An 11,457-nucleotide genomic window follows, 5' to 3' on the forward strand; every position below is an offset into this window, starting at 1 on the left:
ATGATCTGGTCGCAGCTGCGCCGCCGGCTGTGGCGCAGCAGCGCGCTGTTCGCCGCGATCCTGCTGGCCACGACCGGCTTCACCGTGCTCACCGGCACCGTCAACACCTCACGGCTGCAGGTCACCGGCGAGGTGAACGCGAACTTCCGCGGCGCGTACGACATCCTCGTCCGCCCCAAGGGAGCGCGCACCGCGACCGAGGGCGAACGCGAGCTCGTCGCGCCGAACCAGCTCTCCGGCACGTACGGCGGTATCACCCTCGACCAGTACCGGGCCATCCAGGAGATCCAGGACGTCGAGGTCGCCGCGCCGATCGCCACCCTGGGCACCACGATCGTCGTCGACTGGGCGCCGGTGGACATCACCGATCTGGTGGACCGGTCGAAGACCCGGCAGCTGATCCGGCTCGACCCGGCCTTCCTGGCTGACCGCGGACTGTCCCGCTCGACCCGGGTCAGCCACTACGTGTACATCACTCAGCGCCCGCTCATCGCGATGGAGTCCGCAGACGGCGGCGGCGTGCGATTCCGCGACGGCACGGTGCTCAAGGACGAGGCGCACTGCGGCCTCTACCCGATCGAGGTGGCCGAGGACGGGACGAAGCGTCGCCTGTGCGGCGCAGGCCTGCCCCACACCGGGGGCAGTCAGATCACCGACGACAAGGCACCGGAGTTCACCGTCTTCCGCCTCCTGCCTGACGGCCGGTTCCTGCAGGCCGCGCACACCGGCGGTGGCGGCCTGCACACCCAGGACTTCCCGGCGCAGGACCGGCTGCTGGTGGGCATGTTGTGGCCGACCACCGCAGGGGTGGCCGCGATCGACCCGGAGCCGGAGGCGCGGCTGCTCGGCCTGGACGGGGCCGTCGTATCGGGTCGCTATCTGCGTCCCGGCGACACCTCCTCGGCCAAGGCCGGCCAGCTGCTGGTGCCCGCGCTGACCGCCCGGCAGCCACAGATCGACGAGACGCTCTCCGTCGCCGCTTCCGTGGTCGACGACGCCCTCACCAGCGGGCTGCCGGGGACCACTGCCGACATCCTGTATCACCGCCTCGGGTCGGCCCGACGAGCCGGACTCGGCACCGTCCGGGTCGACGCGCAGCCGCTGCAGCCGGACGTCGTCAACGGCGTCCGCGGCATCGCGACCGCCGTGCTGGTGCACAACGCGCCGCCGCGGTACGAGCGCTCGCCGGACGGCGCACTGCGTCCGGCCGCCTCGGCGCCGCAGCCCGACCAGTGGACGAACGACTTCCGCTTCGGCAGGGGCGTGTGGTCCGGCTTCATCCACGACACGGCGTTCCGCGCGGCGACGCCGGCGAACGCCGGGGAGACGAGGCTGCTGATCGACCCGGTCGGCGTCTTCGATCCGCAGCGGCTCGCCGAGTTCTCGCAGCTCAGTCGAGTGCCACTGGAGACGTATCAGGCACCCGGGGCAGCCGGGGCAGACGCCGCGAGCCGCGAACTGCTCGACGACCGTCCGCTCGCCCCGTCCAGCAACCCGCAGGGTTACCTGGCACCTAGCCCGCAGATCCTCACCACGCTGGACGCACTGCCCGGCATCATCGGCCCGCAGCGGGCCCGCGACGCGATCTCCGCGGTGCGGGTGCGGGTCGGCAACGTGCACACCCTGGACGAGCTGACCCGCGAGCGCATCCGGCGCATCGCCGAGGAGATCAGCACCACCACCGGCCTCGACGTCGACATCACCGTCGGCTCGTCCCTGCAACCGCAGACCGTCGAGCTGGCCGCCGGCACGCTCGGGCGGCCCGAGCTGCGGCTGACCGAGCTGTGGACCCGCAAGGGCGTGGCAGTGGCGATCATGGAGGCGATCGACCGCAAGAGCGTGCTGCTGTTCGGCCTGATCCTGGTCGTGTGCGTGCTCTTCCTGGCCAACGCGACCACGGCGGCGGTCCGCGACCGCAGACGCGAACTCGCCGTGCTCGCCTGCGTCGGCTGGCCACGGCACCGCCTGGCCGCGCTGGTCTCCGGGGAGGTCGCGCTGGTCGGCCTGGCCGCCGGGCTGGTCTCGGCGGGACTCGCGCTGCCGCTGAGCCGGGCGGTGGACGTCCCGGCGGGAACGGCGCAGGCGCTGGCGGCGGTGCCGCTGGCCCTGCTGCTGGCCGTCGTGTCGGCGGTCGTCCCGGCGATCCAGGCGGCCCGCGCCCACCCGGGCACCGCGCTGGCTCCGCTGGTCTCCCCCGTACGCCGGGCGCGGCGCTCGCGGACCGGGCACACCGTGCTGTCCGCCGCGCTGCGCAACACCCGGCGCAGGCCGGGCCGCACGCTGCTGGCCGCCGCCGCGGTCGCGCTCGGGGTCGGCGCGTTCACCACGCTGCTGACACTGACCTGGGTGTTCCACGGCAACGTCACCGGCACCCTGCTCGGCGACGCGGTCTCGCTGCGGGTCCGCGCCGTGGACACCGTCGCGGTCGCGGCCACGCTGCTACTGGCCGTGCTGGCGCTGGCCGACGTGCTCTACCTCAACGTGCGGGAGCGTTCGGCCGAGCTGGCGACACTGCAGGCGGCCGGATGGAGCGACGGGGCGCTCACCCGCCTCATCGCGTACGAGGGAGTGCTCATCGGCGCCGCGGGCGCGCTGCTCGGAGCGGGTGTCGGGCTGTTCTTCGTCGACCGGTTCGCTGCCGCCGTGCCCGCGACGGCCGTGGCGGTCACCGCCGCCGCGGCACTGGCCGGGGTGGCCCTGTCCGGGCTCGCCGCGGTGCTGCCCGCCCTGTCCGTACGCCGACTGCGCCTGTCGACGCTGCTCGCCCAGGAGTAGCGCTCAGCCGCGACAGAACGGGTAGACGTCGCCCTCGACCCGGCGCGTCTGCCCGTTCGGCGACTGCACGAAGAAGGCGCTGCCCTGCACCCAGGTGCGCTGCCCCGGGCGGACCATCACCGTCTCGGACAGCTCCATCACGTATTCGCCGATGGTCAGCACGCTGACCAGCAGTAACCGGTCGGCGACGACGGGCTCGGTGGCAGGCATGGAACTCTCCGGGGGGCGGGGGAGCGCCCACGTTACCGCCGCACCCGCAGCCGCGGGAAGGGGCGCTGATCGATACGTGCGCCACACCACCGTCCTTCTTTCGTGCCGAGGGTGTCGATTCGGGCGGACGCTGTACGTATAGAGGGTGAGAGGCCGCGACGCCGGCGGCCGTGAAGACGAGGAGCGCCGCCATGAAGCAGTACCTGCTCAGCATCTACCAGCCCGACGGCGGGTCACCGCCGCCCGAGGTGCTGGACCCGGTGCTGCGGGCCCTCGCCACGCTGAACGCCGAGCTCGACGCGGCCGGCGTGACCGTGTTCAAGGACGGGCTGCAGCCGCCGGAGACCGCCACGGTGGTTCGCGCCAAGGGTGACGACATCCTGCTCACCGACGGGCCGTACGTCGAGGGCAAGGAGCACATCGGCGGGTTCTGGATCATCAAGGCGCCAGACCTCGACGCGGCGCTCGAATGGGCGGCCAAGGCAGCCCGCGCGGTCACCCTGCCGATCGAGGTGCGCCCCCTGTACTCCGAGGCCTGAGTTGGCCGACGTCGACGGTGTCTTCCGGGCGGAGTACGGCCGCGCGGTCGCCGTGCTGGTGCGCGCCTTCGGCGACATCGACCTCGCCGAGGAGGCCGTCCAGGACGCGTTCGCCGAGGCGGTGCGGCGCTGGCCGGACGACGGTGTGCCGCCGAGCCCGGCCGGCTGGATCATCACCACGGCCCGCAACCGCGCCGTGGACCGGCTGCGGCGCGAGGCCACCCGCGGCGACCGGCACGCGCAGGCCGTGCTGCTGCTCGCCCCGGACCCGCCGGCCGAGGAGGGACCCGTGTCCGACGACCGGCTCCGCCTGATCTTCACCTGCTGCCACCCCGCGCTCGCGGTCACCGCCCAGGTGGCGCTGACGCTGCGGCTGCTCGGCGGCCTCAGCACCGCCGAGATCGCGCACGCGTTCCTGGTGCCCGAGGCCACGATGGCGCAGCGCCTGGTCCGGGCCAAGAACAAGATCAAGGGCGCGGGCATCCCGTACCGTGTCCCGCGCGACGCGGACCTGCCCGCCCGCCTGCGGTCCGTGCTCGCCGTGGTCTACCTGGTCTTCAACGAGGGCTACACGGCCAGTTCCGGGGACGCGCTGGTGCGGGCCGACCTGTGCCAGGAGGCGGTGCGCCTGGGACGGCTGCTCGCCGAGCTGATGCCCGACGAGCCGGAGGCGCTGGGCCTGCTCGCCCTGATGCTGCTCACCGAAGCCCGCCGGGCGGCCCGCACCACCGCGACCGGGCAGCTTGTGCCACTGCCCGAACAGGACCGCGGCCGCTGGGACCGGGCGCTGATCGCCGAGGGGCTGACCCTGGTCGGCCGGTGCCTGCGGCGGCGGCAGCTGGGTCCGTACCAGCTCCAGGCGGCGATCAGCGCGGTGCACGCCGCCGCGCCCGACGCCGCGGCCACCGACTGGCCGCGCGTGCTGGCCCTCTACGACCGCCTCCTGGCACTGGCGCCCAGCCCGGTCGTGGCACTGCACCGCGCGGTCGCGGTGGCCGAAGTGGACGGCCCCGGCCAGGCCCTGGCCCTGCTGGACACGCTCGACCTGGACGGCCACCACGTGTACCACGCGGTGCGCGCGGACCTGCTGCACCGCCTGGGCCGCGACGCGGAGGCCGCAGCCGCCTACGAGACGGCCGCTGCCCGCACCGACAACACGGCCGAACAGGAGTTCCTGCGCCGCCGCCAGCAGGCTTTGCCCGCTTGAGGCCAGCCCGCGCACACCACCGGCCAGAAGCTGGTCCCAGCGCAGGCCCCTGGCGATCGAGTCCACTGCCGAGCGCGGGCGGACCTTCCGCCGGAAATCAGGCCGACAACAGGCGGTGGTGATCGTTAAGGTCGCCGGATGGCATCGAACCTGGAATGTGTCGGCCTGGGCGTCTCAGACGGCGACGGGCTGTCCGCACTGATCGGCGAAGCGCTGGAGCGGGCCGAACTGCTCGGCGAGGTCGCGGGGACGTCCGTGCACGCGTGGCAGGACCCGAGCGGCGCCCGGCTCGTCGTGTCCACCCAGGAACGCACGGTCAAGGACCTGCTTCCCTCGTACGCCGGCACGCCCGGCGCGCGCCTGGCGGGACTCCACGCGGTCAACGACGAGGTCGCCGTGGCGCACGTGGTCGACGCGGACGGCGAGACCCTGACAATGCTGGCCGTCGAGGTGGAGCAGCGCCGCCTGCTGTCCGCGAGCAAGCAGCCCGTGGACGCCGAGGCGGCCGTGGTCGCGCTCGGGGTCGACGTCACGGTGCATGCCGACGAGGCGGCGTTCGCGGCCTCGGACGCCAGCCTGCTCAGCCCCGGCAAGGAGCCCGGTGAACCGCCGGCCCACATCGTCGAGCAGGGCATGCCGTGGCCGCCACGGATGGGCCCCGAGTCGTTCATCTCGTACGGCGTGTTCGGACCGCCCGAGCAGGCTGAGGCGTACGCCCGGCTGCACGGCACCGTGCTCTCCGCGCAGCGGCGCACGGTCGCCCTGACCGGCGGATCCTTCGTGGTCGCCCGGGTACGCACGGTCGGCTTCGAGGTCGACCTGTGCCTGGCCGCGGCCGACACCCCCGAGCTGCCCCGGCCGGGCAACGTCATCGGGGGCACGGTGTTCCTGGTCGCCTCCGTGCCCGCACTGGCCGCCGCCGCATCCGCACGACGCTCCTCGCTGCCCTGGCGCAAGGGCTGACATCCGCGGCGGCCCGGATCACCAGCCGCGGGTGCGCCACTCCGGCAGGGACGGCCGTTCGCGGCCGAGCGTGCTGTCCTTGCCGTGGCCCGGGTAGAACCAGGTGTCGTCGGGCAACCGGGCGAAAAGCTTCGTCTCGACGTCGTGCAGCAGCGAGGCGAACGCCTGCGGGTCACCCCAGGTGTTGCCGACCCCGCCCGGGAAAAGCGAGTCGCCGGTGAACAGGTGCGGGTGCCCGTGCGGGTCGCGGTAGAGCAGCGCGATCGAGCCCGGGGTGTGCCCGACGAGGTGAATGACCTCCAGCTCGGCCTGACCGACGCGGACGGTCTGTCCCTCCGCGACGGTCTGCGCCTTGACCGGCAGCTCGTCGGCGTCGTCGGGGTGCGCGAGCGGCGTCGCGCCGGTGGCCGCCACGACCTCGGCGAGCGCCTGCCAGTGGTCGCCGTGTCGGTGCGTGGTCACCACGGTGGCCAGACCGGAGTCACCGGCCAGCGCGAGCAGGGTGTCGGCGTCGTTGGCGGCGTCGATCAGCAGCTGCTCGCCGGTGTGGCGGCAGCGCAGCAGGTAGGCGTTGTTGTCGTGCGGGCCGACGGACACCTTGCTGATGACGAGGTCGTCGAGTTCGCGTACGTCGGCGGCCGCGCCGCGGCTCACGTCTCCGGTGTAGGGCACTCCCGCAGACTAGCGCCGGGTGCGGGGCCGCGCCGGGCGGAGCGGGTCAGAACAGGCGGGCCAGGATCAGTTCGAGGGCTTCCTCGGCGTGGCGGCGGGACAGCTCGGCCGCGCGGTCCGCGTCGCGTTTGCGCAGCGCCTCGACCAGGTCCTGGTGTTCGGCCTGGGAGGCAATGATCTCGTCGGGGCGGTAGCGGGCGGCGACCTGGTCGTTGAAGTAGTACAGGTGGTTCTGCTCGATGACGCGGGCCAGGCGGGGGTTGTGGGCGGCCTCGACGATCAGGTGGTGGAAGCGGTCGTTGAAGACCACGAACTCGTCGGGTGGGCCGCCGGCGGACCAGCTGTCGCAGTGGGCGGCGATCGCGGTGAGTTCGGCATCGGTGGCGCGCTGGCAGGCGAATCGGGCCGCGAACGACTCCAGCGCCATCCGCACCTCGTAGATGGCCACGATCTCGTCTCGGCCGTGCTGGCGCACGATCCAGCGGCGGCGGTGGGACACGATCAGCCCGTCGGCGGCCAGCCGCTGCAGGCTCTCCCGGATGGGCGTACGGCTGACCTGGAGCTTCTCCGCGATCACGGCCTCGACCAGCGGCTCGTTAGGGCCGATCTTGCCCAGCACGATCTGGTCGCGCAGCCAGCGGTAGACGTTGTCCGACAGGGTGCGGGTGGCGTGCATCGGTTCGGCGGGCAGATCCTCCGCAGTGGGCATCTGGCCGCCTCCTCGTCGTGTCCGTCTCGAGCGCCCACAGTAAACGCATCGACGAGCGGCGGCCATGAGTCCATCACCACAACCGCGCTCGGCTCAGTTGGTCGACGCGGAGGTCTGCCCCCTGCTGTCCGGTTCGGCGCGACAGCAGTCTGGATCGATGCGGTCACATGGGGTACGCTTCGCTCCGTGGTTCGCATGTATTGGCGCTTTACGCTGGCTCTGGGTGGAGCCGGCGGTTCTATGCGCTGACCGCGATTCCACCCAGAGCCAGCAGGGCGAAGACGTCTCGTCTTCGCCCTTTGCCATGTCATGGACGGGCTGGCCTGGGACATTCCGAGGTGCGGGGCCCGTCCCCCCACGGAACCGGGAGACGCTCCGATGACCCAGACCAACGACGTCCACGTCCTGTCCTTCGAGCCGCTGCGGCCGCCGCGCGAGCTGCTCACGGAGCTGCCGCTCGGTGATCATCGCGCCGCGCTGGTGGAACGGTCCCGCCAGGAGGTGCGCGACGTGCTCACCGGTCGCGACGACCGGCTGCTCGTGGTGGTCGGCCCGTGTTCGGTGCACGACACCGAGGCGGCCATGGACTACGCCCGCCGGCTGGCCGAGGCCGCCAAGCAGCACTCCCGTGAGCTGTGTGTGGTGATGCGCGTCTACTTCGAGAAGCCGCGCACCACGATCGGCTGGAAGGGCCTCATCAACGACCCGGGGCTGGACGGCACCTACGACGTGCACCGCGGGCTGCGCACCGCGCGGGCGCTGCTGCTCGACATCCTCGACCTGGGCGTGCCGGTGGGCTGCGAGTTCCTCGACCCGACCAGCCCGCAGTACATCGCCGACGCGGTGACCTGGGGCGCGATCGGCGCCCGGACCATCGAGAGCCAGGTGCACCGCCAGCTGGCGTCCGGCCTGTCCATGCCGGTCGGGTTCAAGAACACCACCGACGGCGGCGTGCAGGGCGCGATCGACGCCTGCGAGGTGGGCCGCAACAGCCACGTCTTCTTCGGGGTGGACACCGACGGCCGGGCCGCGATCGTCACCACCACCGGCAACGAGGACTGCCACGTGATCCTGCGCGGCGGCCGCAGCGGCCCGAACTACGGCCCCGAGTCGGTGGCCGCGACGCTGGCCATGACCGAGAAGGCCGGCCTGAAGCACCGCCTGGTCATCGACGCGAGCCACGGCAACAGCGGCAAGAGCCACGAGCGCCAGGCCGTCGTCTCCGACGAGATCGCGGCGCAGATCGCCGGCGGCCAGGCCGGCATCGCGGGCGTGATGCTGGAGAGTTTCATCGTCGCGGGCCGCCAGGACCTCGACTCCGGCCAGCCCCTGACCTACGGCCAGAGCGTCACTGACGCCTGCATGAGCTGGGAGACCACCGAGCAGACCCTGGCCACCCTGGCCCAGGCCGTCACCGCCCGCCGCGCCGCCGCCTGACGTTCCCGCGCCTGCTGCCTGCGCGGCTAGATCGCCGTTTCCGGTCAGGAACTCGGGTGACACCGCAGTTTCTGGCCGAAAACGGCGATCTAGCCGCGCGGCGCGGGTGTGTCCCGCCCGGCGTGAGCCCGCCGCGCGCGGCCGCCGATAGATTGGCAGGCATGCTCGATCACCTGTCGATTCAGGTCGCCGACGTCGAAGCGGCCGCCTACTTCTACGACACCGTGCTGGAGCCGCTCGGCGGGCGGCGCATCCTGGAGTTCGGTGACGTCATCGGCTACGGCGTCGACCGGCCGGTGTTCTGGCTCGGCCCGGTCACCACCGAGGGCGTCGCCCGTGAGGCGCACATCGCCTTCGTCGCCGCCGACCGGGCCGCGGTCACCGCGTTCTTCGATGCGGCCGCCGGGACCGGCGCAGAGGTGCTGCACGAGCCGCGGGTGTGGCCGGAGTACCACGAGCACTACTTCGGGGCGTTCGTACGCGACCGCGACGGCAACAACGTCGAGGCGGTCTGCCACCTGCCCGGCTGATCAGTCCTTGCGGCGGGCGGCCAGCATGCCCCTGACGCCGAGCACGCCGACGGTGGTGCCGATGGCCAGCGAGGCGCCGATCAGCAGCGCGTGCACCCACAGGAAGCTGGTCGGCGAGCCGTCGCCGGACACGCCGGTCGACCAGGCCCGCGGGTCGTCCCAGATGGCGAGGGCGAACCGCGGCCAGATCAGCCAGGTCCACACGCCGACCCCGATCAGGAACAGCGACCAGCCCCGCGACAACCTCATAACCGGCGAGTATGCCAGTCAGCGCGGGTACTGCCGCACCGAGACCGGCCGCTCGAAGAACGTCTCCAGCGCCACGATGGTCTGCGTGCCGGTCACCCCCGGCACCGCGAAAATCTCCTTGAGCACGGCCTGCAGTTCCTCGGTCGTCGAGGTCCGGATCTTGGTGAGCACGGACGCGGAGCCCGCGGTGATGTGCGCCTCCTGGATCTGCGGGATCGCGCGCAGGGCGTCGGCGGTCTCCGCGTCGCCCATCCACGCGTTCGCCTCGATCAGCACGAACGCGAGCACGCCGCGCCCCGCCGCGTGCGGGTCGACCTCGACCGTGCTGCGCCGGATGACTCCCCGTTCGCGCAGCTTGCGAACCCGGTCGTGGGCGGCCGCGCCGGACAGGCCCACCGCCTGGCCCAGCGCCGCGTACGCCTGGGTCGCGTCCTCCTGCAGCAGCGCGATCAGCGTGCGGTCGATCTCGTCCATGATCGTTCACTCCCTGGAGCCTTTGACAGAACCATGTTAGGTGATGTTAGCGTTTTGCCGAACAACGTTAAGCATGGGAGGCACATCGTGAGTGCGCTGCTCGCCACCGACACCATCCCCGCCCAGCTCGTGACGCTGGATCCACGCTTCGCCTGCAACGGCGACGAGCGCGTGGAACGGCTCTTCACCGGCGGCCGCTGGCTGGAGGGCCCGGTCTACCACGCGGCCGGGCGATACCTGCTCTGCAGCGACATCCCCAACGACCGGATGCTGCGCTGGGACGAGACCACCGGCACGGTCGGCGTCTTCCGGCAGCCCGCGGGCCACACCAACGGGCACACCCTGGACGGGCAGGGCCGGCTGGTCAGCTGCGAGCAGGGCAACCGCCGGGTCACCCGCACCGAGCACGACGGCAGCATCACCGTGCTGGCCGACAGCTGGCAGGGCAAGCGGCTCAACAGCCCCAACGACGTGGTCGTCCACTCCGGCGGCACGGTCTGGTTCACCGACCCGTCGTACGGCATCGACAGCGACTACGAGGGAAATCGCGCGCCCAGCGAGATCGGCGCCTGCCACGTGTACCGGGTCCGCCCCGGCGGGGCGCCCGAAGCCGTGGTCCAGGACGCCGTACGCCCCAACGGCCTCGCGTTCTCCCCCGACGAGCGCCGGCTCTACCTGGCCGACACGCGCCGCAAGCACATCCGGGTCTTCGGCGTCACCGCCGAGGGCGGCCTGACCGGCGGCGACGTGCTGGCCGAGTGCGACGCGGGCTCGTTCGACGGGCTGCGGGTGGACGACCGCGGCATGATCTGGGCGGCGGCCCACGACGGGGTGCACTGCTACCACCCCGACGGCACCCGGCTCGGCCGGATCCTGCTCCCCGAGATCGTGTCCAACCTGGTCTTCGGCGGCCCGAAACGCAACGTGCTCTTCATGACCGCGAGCACCTCGGTGTACGCGATCAGGCTGACCGTGAACGGCTGCACGCCCCCGTGGGCGCGCGGCTGAGCACGATCAGGGCTGCATGTTGACGGCGGCACGGCTGCGCACGATGGCCAGCACCGCCGCCTCGACCTGCTCGATCGGCTGTTCCGGGGTGAACACCAGCCAGTCCAGCGCCACCACCAGGCACACGCCGAACAGCGCCGAGGCGGACAGTCGTACGTCCAGGTCCGGGGCGAAATCGCCGCTGTCCACGCCCGCCTGCAGCGTCGCGGCGATCACGGTGATCGCCTCCTCGCGCAGCAGGCGCAGCGTCTGCTGCCAGTCACGGTGCGTCCGCCACATCTCGGACAGCAGCAGCTGCGCGAAGGACCGGTAGCGCTGGATGAAGGCGAGCTCCGCCCGGACCAGCGCCTCGACGGCGGCCGTCGGCTCCCGCCCGGCGACCGCGGTCTTGAAGTCGTCGGTGAGCAGGCCCACCCCGTAACGCAGCAGCTCCTCGAACAGCACGCTCTTGGACGCGAAGTTGTAGTAGACGGTCCCCTTGGCCACCCCGGCCCGCTCCGCGATCTGATCCACCGTCGTATCGGAGAACCCCTGCTCCGCGATCAGCGCCATGGTCGCCTCGAACAGCTTCTGCCGCGTCGCATCCCGCCGCGCACTCCGCCCATCCACGCCCACAGCCCCCTCGATAACTCAGCGTCCGCGCCTCCCCGGCTCGCAGTTTCGGGGAAACTGCCGCTACCGGCG

The 11,457-nt window shown here is 72.2% G+C and carries 13 protein-coding genes; 7 read left to right on the forward strand and 6 right to left on the reverse strand.

What is annotated here, in order from left to right; all coding sequences use genetic code 11:
* Complete coding sequence (locus F9C41_RS14685; RefSeq protein WP_330164768.1) at positions 1-2,775, forward strand: FtsX-like permease family protein; 2,775 nt, start codon at positions 1-3, stop codon at positions 2,773-2,775.
* 3 nt (positions 2,776-2,778) lie between these two features.
* Here F9C41_RS14685 and F9C41_RS14690 read toward each other — a convergent pair whose 3' ends face one another.
* Positions 2,779-2,985: a hypothetical protein gene (locus F9C41_RS14690; RefSeq protein ID WP_155387330.1), complete on the reverse strand. Its 207-nt coding sequence runs from the start codon at positions 2,983-2,985 to the stop codon at positions 2,779-2,781.
* Between the two features lie 191 nt (positions 2,986-3,176).
* Between F9C41_RS14690 and F9C41_RS14695 the strand changes: the two genes are divergently transcribed.
* The 3 genes from F9C41_RS14695 to F9C41_RS14705 all read left to right on the forward strand — a co-directional run bounded on the left by F9C41_RS14695 (position 3,177) and on the right by F9C41_RS14705 (position 5,694).
* On the forward strand, positions 3,177-3,524 hold the full coding sequence (locus F9C41_RS14695) for a YciI family protein (protein WP_155387331.1): 348 nt from the start codon (positions 3,177-3,179) through the stop codon (positions 3,522-3,524).
* Position 3,525: 1 nt separating this feature from the next.
* Positions 3,526-4,731, forward strand: a complete 1,206-nt coding sequence (locus tag F9C41_RS14700; RefSeq protein WP_155387332.1) for an RNA polymerase sigma factor — start codon at positions 3,526-3,528, stop codon at positions 4,729-4,731.
* A 138-nt stretch (positions 4,732-4,869) separates the two neighbouring features.
* Entirely contained in the window at positions 4,870-5,694 is an 825-nt protein-coding gene (locus F9C41_RS14705) for a hypothetical protein (RefSeq protein ID WP_155387333.1), read from the forward strand.
* An 18-nt stretch (positions 5,695-5,712) separates the two neighbouring features.
* Here F9C41_RS14705 and F9C41_RS14710 read toward each other — a convergent pair whose 3' ends face one another.
* Both F9C41_RS14710 and F9C41_RS14715 read right to left on the reverse strand, forming a co-directional pair.
* Positions 5,713-6,366: an MBL fold metallo-hydrolase gene (locus F9C41_RS14710; protein ID WP_155387334.1), complete on the reverse strand. Its 654-nt coding sequence runs from the start codon at positions 6,364-6,366 to the stop codon at positions 5,713-5,715.
* A gap of 46 nt (positions 6,367-6,412) precedes the next feature.
* Positions 6,413-7,075, reverse strand: coding sequence for a GntR family transcriptional regulator (locus tag F9C41_RS14715; RefSeq protein WP_196279768.1), 663 nt, complete (start codon positions 7,073-7,075; stop codon positions 6,413-6,415).
* Positions 7,076-7,453: 378 nt separating this feature from the next.
* Here F9C41_RS14715 and F9C41_RS14720 point away from each other — a divergent pair, with 378 nt between their 5' ends.
* Entirely contained in the window at positions 7,454-8,512 is a 1,059-nt protein-coding gene (locus F9C41_RS14720; protein WP_155387336.1) for a 3-deoxy-7-phosphoheptulonate synthase, read from the forward strand.
* A gap of 161 nt (positions 8,513-8,673) precedes the next feature.
* Entirely contained in the window at positions 8,674-9,042 is a 369-nt protein-coding gene (locus tag F9C41_RS14725; protein ID WP_155387337.1) for a VOC family protein, read from the forward strand.
* On the opposite strand, the gene F9C41_RS14730 is transcribed toward F9C41_RS14725, so the two are convergent.
* Together F9C41_RS14730 and F9C41_RS14735 are read right to left on the reverse strand one after the other, a co-directional pair.
* Positions 9,043-9,291, reverse strand: a complete 249-nt coding sequence (locus F9C41_RS14730; RefSeq protein WP_155387338.1) for an SCO4848 family membrane protein — start codon at positions 9,289-9,291, stop codon at positions 9,043-9,045.
* An 18-nt stretch (positions 9,292-9,309) separates the two neighbouring features.
* Positions 9,310-9,768 carry an Lrp/AsnC family transcriptional regulator gene (locus tag F9C41_RS14735; protein WP_155387339.1) on the reverse strand — a complete coding sequence of 153 codons (459 nt, stop codon included), beginning with the start codon at positions 9,766-9,768 and terminating at the stop codon, positions 9,310-9,312.
* A 93-nt stretch (positions 9,769-9,861) separates the two neighbouring features.
* On the opposite strand from F9C41_RS14735, the gene F9C41_RS14740 reads away from it, so the two are divergent.
* Entirely contained in the window at positions 9,862-10,773 is a 912-nt protein-coding gene (locus F9C41_RS14740; protein ID WP_230689635.1) for an SMP-30/gluconolactonase/LRE family protein, read from the forward strand.
* Between the two features lie 6 nt (positions 10,774-10,779).
* On the opposite strand, the gene F9C41_RS14745 is transcribed toward F9C41_RS14740, so the two are convergent.
* Entirely contained in the window at positions 10,780-11,382 is a 603-nt protein-coding gene (locus F9C41_RS14745; protein ID WP_155387341.1) for a TetR/AcrR family transcriptional regulator, read from the reverse strand.
* Positions 11,383-11,457: the final 75 nt, after the last annotated feature.

Origin of the sequence: Catellatospora paridis (assembly GCF_009720365.1) — a bacterium.
GTDB classification, from domain to species: Bacteria; Actinomycetota; Actinomycetes; order Mycobacteriales; family Micromonosporaceae; genus Catellatospora; species Catellatospora paridis.